At 45.4% G+C, this 13,231-nt stretch carries 12 protein-coding genes; 9 read left to right on the top strand and 3 right to left on the bottom strand.

Features of this window, described 5'->3' with window-relative positions; translation table 11 throughout:
• Window positions 1-82: 82 nt before the first annotated feature.
• Window positions 83-1,309, bottom strand: a complete 1,227-nt coding sequence (locus tag F752_RS0103305; protein ID WP_017730309.1) for a Glu/Leu/Phe/Val dehydrogenase dimerization domain-containing protein — start codon at window positions 1,307-1,309, stop codon at window positions 83-85.
• A 40-nt stretch (window positions 1,310-1,349) separates the two neighbouring features.
• On the bottom strand, window positions 1,350-2,444 hold the full coding sequence (locus F752_RS0103300) for an anhydro-N-acetylmuramic acid kinase (RefSeq protein WP_017730308.1): 1,095 nt from the start codon (window positions 2,442-2,444) through the stop codon (window positions 1,350-1,352).
• An 84-nt stretch (window positions 2,445-2,528) separates the two neighbouring features.
• On the opposite strand from F752_RS0103300, the gene F752_RS0103295 reads away from it, so the two are divergent.
• From F752_RS0103295 to F752_RS0103260, 8 genes are all read left to right on the top strand, one after another.
• Window positions 2,529-3,254 carry a type III pantothenate kinase gene (locus F752_RS0103295; protein ID WP_017730307.1) on the top strand — a complete coding sequence of 242 codons (726 nt, stop codon included), beginning with the start codon at window positions 2,529-2,531 and terminating at the stop codon, window positions 3,252-3,254.
• Window positions 3,220-4,524 (top strand): hypothetical protein, encoded by a 1,305-nt coding sequence (locus F752_RS0103290; RefSeq protein ID WP_152425008.1) that lies wholly within the window; start codon window positions 3,220-3,222, stop codon window positions 4,522-4,524. Before F752_RS0103295 ends, F752_RS0103290 begins: the two co-directional genes overlap by 35 nt.
• Before the next feature lie 11 nt (window positions 4,525-4,535).
• Entirely contained in the window at window positions 4,536-5,840 is a 1,305-nt protein-coding gene (locus tag F752_RS0103285; protein ID WP_017730305.1) for a tetratricopeptide repeat protein, read from the top strand.
• A gap of 54 nt (window positions 5,841-5,894) precedes the next feature.
• On the top strand, window positions 5,895-6,488 hold the full coding sequence (gene lptC, locus F752_RS0103280) for an LPS export ABC transporter periplasmic protein LptC (RefSeq protein ID WP_017730304.1): 594 nt from the start codon (window positions 5,895-5,897) through the stop codon (window positions 6,486-6,488).
• Window positions 6,475-6,684, top strand: coding sequence for a hypothetical protein (locus F752_RS0103275; protein WP_017730303.1), 210 nt, complete (start codon window positions 6,475-6,477; stop codon window positions 6,682-6,684). The genes lptC and F752_RS0103275 overlap by 14 nt, the downstream gene beginning before the upstream one ends.
• 15 nt (window positions 6,685-6,699) lie before the next feature.
• Complete coding sequence (locus F752_RS0103270; RefSeq protein WP_017730302.1) at window positions 6,700-7,995, top strand: hemolysin family protein; 1,296 nt, start codon at window positions 6,700-6,702, stop codon at window positions 7,993-7,995.
• 140 nt (window positions 7,996-8,135) lie between these two features.
• Window positions 8,136-10,256, top strand: a complete 2,121-nt coding sequence (locus F752_RS0103265) for a peptidylprolyl isomerase (protein ID WP_026135484.1) — start codon at window positions 8,136-8,138, stop codon at window positions 10,254-10,256.
• Between the two features lie 139 nt (window positions 10,257-10,395).
• Window positions 10,396-10,665, top strand: a complete 270-nt coding sequence (locus tag F752_RS0103260) for a DUF493 family protein (protein WP_017730300.1) — start codon at window positions 10,396-10,398, stop codon at window positions 10,663-10,665.
• A 343-nt stretch (window positions 10,666-11,008) separates the two neighbouring features.
• Here F752_RS0103260 and F752_RS0103255 read toward each other — a convergent pair whose 3' ends face one another.
• Window positions 11,009-11,341 carry a hypothetical protein gene (locus F752_RS0103255; RefSeq protein WP_236613973.1) on the bottom strand — a complete coding sequence of 111 codons (333 nt, stop codon included), beginning with the start codon at window positions 11,339-11,341 and terminating at the stop codon, window positions 11,009-11,011.
• A 714-nt stretch (window positions 11,342-12,055) separates the two neighbouring features.
• Here F752_RS0103255 and F752_RS0103250 point away from each other — a divergent pair.
• On the top strand, window positions 12,056-13,183 hold the full coding sequence (locus F752_RS0103250) for an aspartyl protease family protein (RefSeq protein ID WP_160164078.1): 1,128 nt from the start codon (window positions 12,056-12,058) through the stop codon (window positions 13,181-13,183).
• Window positions 13,184-13,231: the final 48 nt, after the last annotated feature.

Genomic DNA, 13,231 nt, shown 5'->3' with positions numbered 1-13,231 from the left:
ACCGGAATTATGTGGTAATCCCTACAACAGGAAAAATTTAATACAGGCTTAACACAGCCCTTTTAAAATGATAACATTGTCCTTATACAAGTTCCTTTAAGGCAATTTCAAAGGCTGATTGTGCCAGGCCCCTTCGATCGGAGTTGATTTCATGAACCTGCTCCAGGGCCTGACGGATAATATCGGAGGTGTCGGTGAAAATGGCTTCATCGGTTACCTCCACCTCATCGCTCATGAGGTAAGCAAAAACCCGGGCCATGCCACAATTAGCAATAAAGTCAGGAATAATACTTACCCTTTCATCGGTATACTCCATGGTTTGGCCAAAAAAGATTTCCTGATCTTTAAAAGGTACGTTAGCCCCGCTGCTTACCACCTCCAGCTTTCCTTTTATCATACGTTCAATCTGCTGCTGGCTTACCAGGCGCGAGGCAGCTGCCGGAATAAATATTTCGGCCTCCACATCCCAGATGCGGGCATCGATTTCTTCAAACGGAATAAGTCCTTCCGCCCTTAACGTATTTCTTTCCCGGTTAAGAAACAGCGAGCGCACCTCCTCGTAAGGAATTCCTTCGGGGCGAATAAGGCCCCCATCGCGGTCGATAATACCTACAATTTTAACCCCCATTTTGGCCAGATAATAGGCTGCAGAGGCGCCAACATTGCCCCATCCCTGGATAATGGCTCTTTTCTGCTGTAGCTCACCTCCCCATAAATGGTAATAATGTTTTACCGACTCCGCTACACCAAAACCGGTAATCATATCAGCTACCGTATATTTTTCTTCTACGGCAGGGCTGTATTTTGCATCTTCAATAACTTTGCTCACTCCCTGGCGCAGCTGGCCTATTTTTTGAATCTTCTGTGGCTCACTTGCTTGAAAATGGCCGTTAACCACACCTTCCTGAGGGTGCCAGAGCCCGTAATCTTCGGTAATAGGAATTACTTCATGAATCTCATCTACATTGAGGTCGCCGCCGGTACCATAATAGTTTTTGAGGAGCGGAATAACCGCTTTGTACCAGCGTTCAAGAACACCCTGCTTGCGAGGGTCGGCCGGATTAAAATTAATACCTGACTTGGCGCCACCAATGGCCGGACCCGATACCGTAAACTTTACCTCCATGGTTTTGGCCAGAGATTCCACCTCGTGCCGGTCCAGGCCCTGGCGCATACGGGTGCCGCCGCCGGCAGCACCATTACGGAGGGAATTGATGACTACCCAGCCTTCGGCTTCTGTTTCAGGATCTTTCCATTCAAAAACAATTTCAGGTCTTTTATTTTCAAACTTCTCAAGCAGTGCTTTCATTCTCATGATGATTGGATTCAGGGCAAAACTAAAAAAAATATTATATTTTCCCGTACAGCTGGCCTCCGCAGCTATTCCGGCGGGCGCCCGTTACCGAGGCAAGGCAGTTTATTTCGCCGCGGAGCCGGAGCACACCCAGCAAAGCAAAAATAAGCGCTTCCTTGTATTCAATTATCTGCCTTTCCGGAACAACTACCATTATGTTGAGCGGCTCAAGTTTTTCTTTTAGCAAGTCGATGAGAAAAGTATTAAAAGCTCCACCGCCTGTAAGTAACAGTTTTTGTTTCTGTACCACAGGTGCCAGCGGCAGCAGTGCAAGGTAAAGCTGTTCCGCAATATGCAGGCAGAAGGTGTGGAGAAGGTCGTTTGTGGAAAGAGTGGCAGACTCCAGCATCGGAAAAACCGCTGCATTTACCCACTCATATCCCAGAGATTTCGGGCCCTCCTGGCGGTAAAAGTCCAGGGAATTAAGCTTTTGTAGCAGCGCATCGTCTTTTTTGCCCTTCGCAGCCATTTCGCCACCGGCATCATAGGCCTGTCCTTCTCTTTTAGCCAGGTAATTGAGCACCATATTCACCGGGCATATATCAAAAGCCACACGCTTTCCCTGCCGGCGGGCCGATACATTGGCAATACCGCCCAGGTTGAGGCAAAAGTCGTAGGTGCCAAACAGCAGCTCATCTCCAACAGGTACAAGGGGCGCCCCCTGTCCTCCCAGGGCAATGTCGAGGCTACGGAAATCATTGGCAACGGGGCAGCCACTTTCGACCATAATATGGTATCCGTCTCCAATTTGCAGGCTAAAGCCCTTTTGCGGCTGGTGAAAAATAGTATGCCCGTGGCTGCTCACTAACTCCGGCTTTAGCTGATGCTGCTCCATAAATTTGCGAACCTCCTGCCCAATGTACCTGCCAAGGTTTATATGAGCTTCCTGAAGTTCCAGGGCAGAAGAGTGGACGAGCGTGCCCAGGGTATGCTGCCATGCAGCGGAGTAAGGAATCGTTGTCGCCTGCTGAATATGAAATTGGTAACCATTGCCCTGCTTCTCTAAATGGCAGCAGGCAAGGTCCAGTCCATCAAGCGAAGTGCCCGACATAACCCCCAGAACGGTATAGCTTGCAGTCGTTTCTGCCATAAATTCAATTTTATTTTTATAGATTTAGGTGGCTAAAAGGAGCCTTTCGGGCACCGCCATAAAGATAATAATAAATTCCTGCCTATGAATGTTGCCATCGATTTAGGAAATACCCGAACCAAAGCTGCCTTGTTCAATGGAACCCATTTGCTTGAGATGGAAGAGGGGCTGCCACTAGAGGCCCTGCCCCAATGGGCGTCGGAAAGAGGAGCCAAGGCCGCAATTATCGGCTCAGTGAGTGCTGCAGCCGAAGCCCTGCAGGCCAAAATAGAGAAAATATGCCCCTGCCTGGTGCTCAACCCTTCCCTGCCGGTACCTTTGCAGAAAAAGTACGAGACGCCGGAAACACTGGGGGCGGACCGGCTGGCGGCTTCTGTGGGAGGCTGGGTATACCGGAAAAAACATCCAGTGCTGGTAATTGATGCCGGAACCTGTATTACTTACGATTTTGTAGATGCAGAGGCCACCTACAGGGGCGGGGCCATTTCGCCCGGTTTGCATATGCGGTTAAAGGCGCTGCATAATTTTACAGCCCGCTTACCGTTAATAGACCATGTGCCCGAGCAAAACCCACTTTTGGGGCAAAGCACGGGCGGGTCTATGTTAAGTGGTGTAGTGAACGGATTAAGTGCCGAAATAGAAGGAATGATTCGGCAGTTCGAGGCGGATGCCGGAAAAGCCGATGTATTAATTTGTGGCGGGGATGCCAAATTCTTTGAAAGTAAAATAAATCGGCCCATCTTTGTAGTCCCCGAATTGGTCCTGATTGGGTTAAATGAGATATTACGATATAATGCACCGGAAATATAGCCTGTTATTTTTAGTTCTGTTTTGTTCTTTACATACAGCCTTTGCCCAGGTAGGGCAGTCGCCCTATACTGTAATTGGTTTAGGTTCTTTGAACTCTCTGGCTACGGCCCGCAATGTGGGAATGGGAGGGGTTGGAATAGCGAACAGCCATTACCTGTACCTGAATAATATGAACCCGGCCCTGCTGGTTCGTAATAGCTATTACACCTCTTTTGAGGCTGGGCTGAGCCTGGAGTCGCGGGAGTTAACCACCCTTGAAGAGCAGGACCGAACCAGTAGCGGCGGACTCGATTATGTTGCCATTGCCTTTCCCATACTGTACGAGAAAATCACCTTTAGCGCCGGCCTCGCTCCATACAGTACTGTAAATTATAATATGATTACTGAACGACCTATTGAGGGCAGTGAGGCTCTTTCACTAATTGCATTTACCGGCTCCGGGGGTACCAGCCAGGCTTATGCAGCTACTGGTTTTAAAATATATAAAGGACTTTCGGCCGGTCTGCGGGCTTCTTATATTTTTGGCGCTATTAATGAAGAAATTACCTCCTCCATCATAAACCGAAATCCGGGTGTGCCTGCTTATGTGGCAAGGTATTATAGCCTTACAAGCTTTTCAGATGTGCTGTTTGCCGGTGGCCTTGCGTACCGGCAACCCATAAGTGGAAAAGAAAACCACTTTCTAACGGCTGGCTTTACTTATGATTTAGAAGCTGATTTAAGTGCTACCCGCTCCGGCAGGATTGAGCGTGCAGGGTCGGTAGATATGCCTGCTCCTGCTGACAGTCTTCTTGAAACAACGGAAGGCAGGTATTTTCTGCCGGCCAGTATTGGCACCGGTCTTGCCTACGAAAAGTTATACCATTATAGTATAGGTGCCGATTTTAAATGGCAAAACTGGGAGGATTATCGCGGTTTTGAAGGCAATCCGGAGGAAAACTTAGGAAAGAGCTACCGGGTAGCCGTAGGCGGCGAGTGGACCCCTGACTATGCTTCGGCAAAAGCCGGAACCTATTATAAAAGGATGACGTATAGAATGGGGTTACAGTATGAAAAAACACCATTTGTCGTAAATAGAGAAAATATAAATGACTTTGGCATAAATTTTGGAATAAGCTTACCGGTTAGCAATGCTTCCAGCATTCATACCACCTTCCTATTTGGCCAGAGAGGAACAACAGACAATGATTTAGTGAGGGAGCGGTACTTCAGGCTTGGCCTGGGAATCACCTTCAATGACAGATGGTTTACAAAAGTTAAATACGACTAAGCAGAACAAATATGAAAACGAAAGCAATTTTACTACTGACATTCTTATTAGGAAGCTTCGGCCTGGCACAGGCGCAGCAGTCCGGATGGAATTGGCCTGAAGATAAAAAGACGGCATCTGCGAAAAATGCCCTCTATACCGATAGCAAAACAATGGGCAGGTACCGCGAAGCTGCAGATGCGCTGTACTGGTTACTGGTAAATGCGCCAGACCTAAATCCTTCTATCTATATTAACGGCTCAGAAATTTACAGTGAGCTTGCTGATGCTGAGAAAGACCCGGCAAAAAAAGAAGTATATGAGGATTCTGTACTTGTACTTTACGACCTGCGCGTAAAATACTTTGGCGATGAAGCAAATGTAATCGATAATAAAGCTTTTTATGCTTATAAGTACAATAAAGACGATAAAGAAGAATTGCCGGAGCTTTACTCTCTTTTAAAGAAGGTAGTGGAGCTGAATGGAGATAAAACTTCTTATGCCAATGCCGTTGCGCTTATGGATGTGGTACGTCGCTATAAAGCTTCCGATGATAAGGCATTAACCGACGAGCAGGTTCTTGACCATTACGACCAGGTAATTGCTATTCTGGATAACTATATAGCCAAAGGGAAAGACGTGGAGCGTATTGAGAAGTATAAGGCCATTGTAGACGACCTGCTGGTGAAAACTGTTACCATCGACTGCCAGTTTGTAGAGAGCAACTTTGGTCCTAAACTAAAAGCAGATCCTCAGAATTTAGAGATTGCCAAGAAGACCTTTAAACTGCTCAAAGCAGGCGGTTGCTCAGATGGAGAGTTGTACATGACTGCTCTGACCACTATTTACAATAATGAGCCTACCCTTGGGCTTGCCAAGCATCTTGCCCAGAAAAAACTGGAGGAGAAAGATTATGCTGCTGCAGAAAAGTATTTCGAGGAAGCAGCAAAAATGGCTAAAAGTAATGTGGAAAAAGGCGAAATTTACTTCGAACTTGCCCAGACTTTTGCCAAGCTTGGCCGTAAGTCAGATTCCCGCGCTATGGCCTATAAAGCAATGGAAGCAGATCCTAACATTGCCTCTAAAGCTTATACCCATATTGGTAACCTGTACCTGAACAGCCAGGAGTGCTATGAGCAGAAAAGCCTTGTACAGGACCGCGCCATCTTTATTGCTGCATACGAAATGTATGAGAAAGCAGGAAATAGCTCTGCGATGGCGGTTGCGGCAAAGCAGTTCCCTTCTGCCGAAGAGATTTTTACTGAAAATAAAGCAGTAGGCGATCAGGTTACTGTAGGCTGCTGGATTAACGAGACAGTGACATTAAGAAAAAGATAATTCTTATATTTGAAGTATAAAGCGGCTAGTTTTTATTAGCCGCTTTTTCTGTTTATGCAAAAGTTAAAAAATCTGCTTGTGTTGCTGGCCGCATGGGCCCTGCTGGGTGCTGCTGCCTGTGGTGAGGAGGCCGAAGAGGAAGTTGCTGCTGATTATGAAGGGCCACTCATCGAAGCCGATAGTGTCCGTACGCTCTACAGCGATTCGGCCATCGTAAGAATTATGGTGGAGGCGCCCAAGCAATTTGAGTATGAAAACGGCGACCGGGAATTTCCGGAGGGTCTTTACCTGGAGTTTTATGAGAGTGATGGTAGTGTCTCCTCCACCCTGCAGGCCGATTATGGTTTCCTGTTTAGTGAGGAAGACCGCTATACCGGTATAGGCAATGTGCAGGTGGTAGGGGTAGAAGGTAACAGAAAGCTCTTTACCGATACCCTCCACTGGTCACAGCCTGAAGAAAAAGTGTATACCCGCTCACATGTTACCATTATCGAAGGCATGGACACCCTGAAAGGCCAGGGACTGGAAGCTGCGCAGGATTTCTCCTCCTATACCATTCTTAAACCTATCGGTAGTACAGTGCTGGAAGATGAAGAGGAGGAGAGTGCAGGGGAAGAAGAGGAAGGAGGAGAAGATGGGCAGAACTGATATCATTATTCTTTCGCTTTGCGTTGGGTTTTTGGTGATTGGGATATACGAGATCATGAATTATGGTCTTGGGCCCTCCTATTTGTGGTTTATGATAAGCGTGGGCTTTCTGCTTTATTACAACTACCGGCGGCGCAGGCAGGAAGAGGAACAGGAGAAAACACCAGGTAAAAAACCAGGAAAGCGGAAGAAGTAAGGGCGCTAACAACTTATGGAATTACAGATTTTATACATTATTCTGGCTTCTATTATATTCTCTGCCTTTTTTTCAGGTATAGAAATTGCCTTTGTGTCTGCAGATAAGCTGCAGATCGAGCTACAGCGCAAACAGGGGGACCTGGCGGGAAGAATCCTGAGCCGTTTTGTACTACGGCCCTCCAGTTTTATTGGTACCACTCTTATTGGTAACACCATTTCGCTGGTGGTGTATGGCTACTTTATGGCGCTGCTACTGGAGCCGCCTATTGCTCGTATGCTGCCGCATAATCTTAATCCCGAGCTGGCCGATATACTGGTGCTGCTCCTTCAAACCATCGTATCAACTTTAGTGGTGTTGATTACGGCTGAGTTTACGCCCAAAAGCGTTTTTCTGCTCAATCCTAACTGGCTGCTAAACGTTTTTGCCATTCCTATTACCCTCATCTGGATTATCATGTACCCGGTGGTGTGGATTATTATCAGCCTGTCAGAATTTATTATCCGGAAAGTATTTGGCCTTCCGTATTCCGAAGATAAGCCGGTATTCGAATTAACGGATCTTAACAATTTTATCCAGCGAAATGTCGTTTCACAGGATGACAGGAGGGGAGACGGCGAGCTGGTAGATACCAAGATATTTAACAATGCCCTTGAGTTTAAAACCATTCGGGTGCGCGACTGTATGATTCCGCGTACCGATATTGAGGCGGTAGATGTAGAAGAAGATATCGAAACCTTAAAGGAAACCTTTGTGGAAAGCGGGCATTCCAAAATATTAGTATACCGCGACTCCATCGACGATATTATTGGTTACTGCCATTCGCTGGAGCTGTTTAAAAAACCCAAGGATATTGCCTCTATTCTTACCCCTATTATTATTGTACCGGAAACAATGCTGGCCAATGAGCTGATGATCCAGTTTATTACCGAGCATAAAAGTCTTGCGCTGGTGGTAGATGAGTTTGGAGGAACTTCGGGTATTGTAAGTATTGAAGATATTATCGAAGAAATATTCGGAGAAATACAGGACGAGCACGATGTGGAAGAGCTGATTGAGCAGCAGATAGGCCCTTCTACCTTCCGCCTGAGTGCCCGGCAGGAAATTGATTACCTGAACGATAAATGGGGCTGGAATCTTCCTACCGGCGATTACGACACAGTAGGGGGGCTCCTGCTGTCGGTGAAGGAAGATATACCCGAAGTGCAGGAAGAGATTACCATAAAAGAGTATAAATTTACAGTACTTAGTATTCAGGGCAACCGTATTGATACGGTAAATATGGAAATAATTTCGGGCGATAACAGTTAAAAAGTAAGCCGTTTTCCGAAAGTTATTAAATGTAGAAAAATCAAATAAAAAATAGCCTTCTAAAGTACATTCTAAGTGCTTCTAAATTTTGACATTACGACTTATTCTAATTATTTTGCGCCTCTTTTAAAAAGAAAAAAATGGCATTGATAAACACAATCAGAGAGAAAATGGGCACCCTTGTGGTGATAGCGGTGGGAGTATCGATACTTGCTTTCGTTATTGCCGACCTGCTGGGCCCGCAGTCTACTTTATTTAATGATGTGGACAGAACGGTAGGCGAGATTGCAGGGGAGGAAGTGACCCTCGAGGAGTTTCAGGCGAAAATGGATGAGCTGGAAGCTCAGTTTGTGCTCCAGAATGGAGGCAGAAACCTTACTGAAGACCAGCGTTCGGCCATTCGTTCGCAGGCCTGGGAAGCACTGATAGCTGAAAAAGCCTTTGCCAAGCAATATGAAGCATTAGGACTGGCTGTAACAGACGAAGAAGTGGTGGACATGGTACAGGGTAATAATATCAGCCCGGAACTGAAGCAGTCATTCGTGAATCCGGAAACCGGAGAGTTCGACCGCAATATGCTCATCAACTATCTGCAAAATGTGCAGAACATGCCTCCGCAGCAGCAGGCTATGTGGTATGCATATGAATCGAACCTGCGCCCCAGCCGTAAGCGCCTTAAGTATGAGTATATGCTCATTAACAGCGATTATGTAACTACCGCAGAGGCTAAAAGAGAATACATGAAGCAGAACAGCGTGGCAGAGGTTGAATATTTGTATGTACCTTACTATGCTGTAAGCGATTCGGCTGTAGAAGTAACAGAAGCTGAACTAGAGGCTTACCTGCAGGCTCATCAGGATGAGTATGAGACCGAAGCGGGACGTTCCATTAAATATGTGACCATTCCAATTCAGCCTTCAGCAGAGGACAGAGAACTCTTTACCCGAGAACTAAGCGAGCTGAAGAGAGACTTTGCGGCCGCACAGAATGACTCTCTGTTTGCCCTCAACAATACTGAGGGTACGCAGGCTTTTGGCAGCTATGCCCCTGACCAGCTCCCGGAAGAGCTGCGTTCTAACATAAACAACCTGCAGGAAGGAGAAGTATACGGTCCATTCCAGAATGGAAACAATTATGTGTTGTACAAGGTGAGTGAAATTGCTGAAGATACACTTGCCCGCGCGAAAGCCAGCCATATCCTTATTTCTGCGCCTGAAGCCGCCCCTGAAGAAGAAAGAGCGGCAGCCCGCGAAGAAGCAGAGGCCCTTTTAAAGAGATTGCGTAATGGCGAAGACTTTGCAACTCTGGCAAGAGAATTTAGCGATGATCCTTCTGCTTCACGTGGAGGAGACCTTGGCTGGTTTACCGAAGGCCGAATGGTAGAGTCTTTTAACGATGCAGTTTTCGGACAGGATGAACCGGGACTCGTAAATCGTGTAGTAGAAACCAGCTATGGCTATCACCTGATTAACGTAACCGAGCCTGAAACAAACACGGTTTATAAAGTAGCAAAGGTAGAAACAGAGCTTGCGCCAAGCCAGGCCACCCGTAACCAGGCGTATCGCCAGGCAGAAATGTTTGCTTCTTCAGTGGAAGATCAGGAATCTTTCGAAGCTCAGGTGAAAGAGGATTCTTTAAATGTCTTTACTGCCAGAAACCTTGGCCAGAATGAGCGCCGCATCAATGATATGTATGAGGCCCGTCCGATAGTAATGTGGGCATACAACGAGAATACTTCTGTTGGTGAGGTATCGGAAGTGTATGAGCTGGAAGATCGCTATGTAGTGGCAGTGCTCACAGATGCGACGGAAAAAGGTGTTGCCTCCTTAAGCGATGTTAGAGACGAGCTGATAGCTAAAGTAAAGAATGAAGAGAAAGCAGCGATAATAAAAGAAAAACTCGCGTCTATTGATGCTGGTACACTCGAAGAAATGGCTGCCGCTTTTGGCCCTGATGCCAAAGTATACACCGCCAGCGACCTTAAGCTGGGTGACTTTTCGCTGCCAACCATTGGCTTTGCTCCTAAAGTAGTAGGAACAGCCTTTGCTTTAGAGCCAGGAGAGGTATCTGAGCCGCTCGAAACGCAAAATGGTGTGGCTGTGGTTAAGACACTCGCTAAAACAATGGCGCCGGAAATTGCCGATTACAATGCTTACCGGGAGCAGCTACAGCAGAGCCGCTCTAACCGAATTCCGTACCTGATTACCGAGGCGGTGAGAGAAGCTGCCGAGATAGAGGACGAGCGTTACAAGTTTTTTTAATACAAAAATTAATATTTGATGCAAAAGGCCGGAAATTCATTTTCGGCCTTTTGCTTTTAAGTCCGGCGAAAAGGCCGGAATTTTAACAGATGGTCAGGTGTTATAAGCTTTAGTATTGACAAGAAAGGAGAAAATCTGCATGAATAATAAAGAGCTGAACTTTGATTCTTTTAGAGAAAAGCTGGAGTATGAATATGAATGGCCCAGCCTCTATACTTTTAAATTTATTGTGCCGCGGAAACAGGAGGACGCTGTAGTGGAGCTTTTTCCGAAAGTAAATGTACGGACGAAGGAGTCGAGTGGTGGAAAATATGTAAGTGTAACCGCTCAGCTAATGGCCAATTCAAGCGATTCGATTATCGAAGTGTATGAAAAGGCCCAGCATATAGAAGGACTGATAGCACTTTAGTGTTATCAGTTTTTTTTTTTCCTCCAGTACGGTAAAAAGTGGTACTGCTGGCGGCACTCAGGTACCGGAAGTCTACTTTCGTAAAACCCTCTCCCGCTTCCCCGTTTGGCATCGTTTGCTGCCCCATACTTGCTTCGATGATAAAGGGCTGTAAAGCCCTGACTTTTTATATTTCGGGTGCTTAATCACTCTTTATGTGCTCTATCCTGCTACTAAAGTATTGTAGATGAAGTGGAGAAGCTCTTTGGCTGTCTTAACAAAGTGCCTTTGGGGTTTGGCTATTATTCTCCTGACAAAAGGATGGATAAAGTTAATAGCTGCCTGATTCTAGTAAGGAATAAGTCTATGTATACACCTCCGGATGAAGTAAAATATCCTTTCTAAGCGATGCATCGTCAACCCCGTCGAAAGAAGCACTTACCAGTGCTTTAAGCATATTATTTACGACATGAGGCTCCATGCCTATAGCTTTCACAAAAGAGTTAATTACTTCTAGCTCTACATCTTCTACAATTCCATCCATGTACGTCATATATACCAGGTCGTAAACCTGTTCAAGGGCTTCATTTTCTCTGGTAGGCTTTTCAAAAGAAAGCAAAGCTGGCATGGCCCTAATCCGGAGGAGCTCTATTTTATAGATGTTAAGCTGCAGCCCCCATTTAAACAGGCAGTTCATAACTCCCTTATCAGCCTCTGTAGAAAGAAAATAGGCAAAGACATTATAAAAACTCTTTCTGAGTTTATTAATGGAAGGTTGATCTGTTAGCAGCTCCATGGTAAAATATATGATGTAATAATTACTGCATAATTAAATACTTTATGTCATTAAAGCAACTTTTATTTTAATATAAGACTAAAATTTTGCACAATAATTAATGTGCCGCTCGAAGGGCAGAAAAAATAAAGACTTTTAACTGCAGGGGTCGAACAACAGGAAAAGATAAAAAGGTATTCCACCTTTTGCGTGAAGAATTGAGCCGGGATGGGTATGAGTGAGGTTTTACTCTTCCTGCCATTGATGTCTGCATTAGTCACATCAAGTGGAAAAAGGCATGGTAGAAAAGGAAAGGAATGAAACAAGCGTATGATAGTAAGGATAAAAGCAAAATTATGTATCTTTATTATGATGAATAGCAAAATTTTATAGTATAAAATAGGCTATGCACGGTGCTTTGTAGTTTTTGCAGCTTACAAATATAAGGGCATGCTGAGGAGGTGTATATATAAGCCCAAATATTTTGGGGAAGGAAGCCTGTACAGGTGGAGACTGCTTCTTCTGGATTGGAAGAGAGCACTTCCTGTATTCATTTTTTGTATATCAGCAGGTCACTTTTCAGTTGTTGGACAACAATTGGGCTTCCAGTTAGAGAATAACCGAAAGGTGGCAGAGGTGCCTTTTAAAAAAATTAATAATCTCATTATTGTACCCGTTCTACTCAATGGCTTTATTCCGCTTAGTTTTATGCTCGATACTGGTGTAAAAACGGCCATTCTTACAGATCGTCTTTACAGTGATTTATTGCAGATTCCTTATAATAGAAAAATTACTTTAAAGGGTGCAGGTAATATACAGCAGGTCGATGCTTACGTGGCTTCCAATGTTTCTTTTATGTTGCCGGAGGTGAGTGCGTATGGCCAGTCGATGCTGGTGCTGGAAGAAGATTACCTGCAGCTCTCCAGCCAGATGGGAGTGGAGGTACAGGGAATTATTGGTTATGAACTCTTCCGCCGCTATGTGGTGAAAATCGATTATGAGAAATCTCTCCTGACTCTTTATGAGCCGGAGGTTTTCCGGCCATCCAGAAGGTATACCGCATATGCCATGGAAATAACAGATACAAAACCAATTATTAGCTGTGCGCTGAGCAGCCGGGCGGGAGGAGAAAAGGAGGAGGTGCGGCTTTTTCTGGATACAGGAGCAAGCCATGCATTACTGCTGCACCAGAAAAAGGATAGTACAGCTCGCTTTCCACTGCCGGAGAAAACCATCTTTGGCTTGTTAGGGCGTGGGCTGGTGGGCGATATTTCCGGCTACATGGGTAGGATTCACCAGTTAAGCATGCAGGAATTTATCTTTGAAGATGTGCTAACCTCTTACCCCAATGACTCCTCTTATGCCATAGCCGAAGAAAGTATCCGTGATGGTACCATTGGGGGAGAGTTGCTGAAACGTTTTACTGTCATTTTCGACTACCCGAATGGTCGTTTATACTTGAAGAAGAATCGGGAGTATAAAGATCCTTTTGTTTTCAGTAAAACAGGACTTATACTAGTAGCCGAAGGGCCGGAGCTAAACCAGTTTATAGTAGTTGAGGTAAGAGAAGGTTCGCCTGCTGCGGAGGCAGGTATAGAAAAGGGAGATGAGCTGATGAAAATTAATTTCACCCGGACAAAGTATCTTAGCTTAATGGATATCAGTGAAAAGTTCAGGAGGCGGGATGGTAAAAAAATTCGCCTTCGCCTTAAGCGGGATGACAAAGAATATAAAACTACTTTAAGGTTGCGAAACATCATTTAAGGGTGCAGGAGCTCCTGCCGATGGTAGAAATAGAAAGAGCTTTTATCA

Origin of the sequence: Nafulsella turpanensis ZLM-10, from assembly GCF_000346615.1 — a bacterium.
Classification (GTDB): domain Bacteria; phylum Bacteroidota; class Bacteroidia; order Cytophagales; family Cyclobacteriaceae; genus Nafulsella; species Nafulsella turpanensis.
Note: the sequence above shows the minus strand (reverse complement) of the source record. Positions and strands in the feature narration are given on the sequence as shown.

Excerpts from the sequence above, each read along its gene's own strand:
- F752_RS0103305 (WP_017730309.1), bottom strand. The coding sequence starts at position 1,309 with ATGAAAGCACTGCTTGAGAAGTTTGAAAATAAAAGACCTGAAATTGTT.
- F752_RS0103300 (WP_017730308.1), bottom strand. The coding sequence starts at position 2,444 with ATGGCAGAAACGACTGCAAGCTATACCGTTCTGGGGGTTATGTCGGGC.
- F752_RS0103295 (WP_017730307.1), top strand. The coding sequence starts at position 2,529 with ATGAATGTTGCCATCGATTTAGGAAATACCCGAACCAAAGCTGCCTTG.
- F752_RS0103290 (WP_152425008.1), top strand. The coding sequence starts at position 3,220 with ATGAGATATTACGATATAATGCACCGGAAATATAGCCTGTTATTTTTA.
- F752_RS0103285 (WP_017730305.1), top strand. The coding sequence starts at position 4,536 with ATGAAAACGAAAGCAATTTTACTACTGACATTCTTATTAGGAAGCTTC.
- lptC (WP_017730304.1), top strand. The coding sequence starts at position 5,895 with ATGCAAAAGTTAAAAAATCTGCTTGTGTTGCTGGCCGCATGGGCCCTG.
- F752_RS0103275 (WP_017730303.1), top strand. The coding sequence starts at position 6,475 with ATGGGCAGAACTGATATCATTATTCTTTCGCTTTGCGTTGGGTTTTTG.
- F752_RS0103270 (WP_017730302.1), top strand. The coding sequence starts at position 6,700 with ATGGAATTACAGATTTTATACATTATTCTGGCTTCTATTATATTCTCT.
- F752_RS0103265 (WP_026135484.1), top strand. The coding sequence starts at position 8,136 with ATGGCATTGATAAACACAATCAGAGAGAAAATGGGCACCCTTGTGGTG.
- F752_RS0103260 (WP_017730300.1), top strand. The coding sequence starts at position 10,396 with ATGAATAATAAAGAGCTGAACTTTGATTCTTTTAGAGAAAAGCTGGAG.
- F752_RS0103255 (WP_236613973.1), bottom strand. The coding sequence starts at position 11,341 with ATGAACTGCCTGTTTAAATGGGGGCTGCAGCTTAACATCTATAAAATA.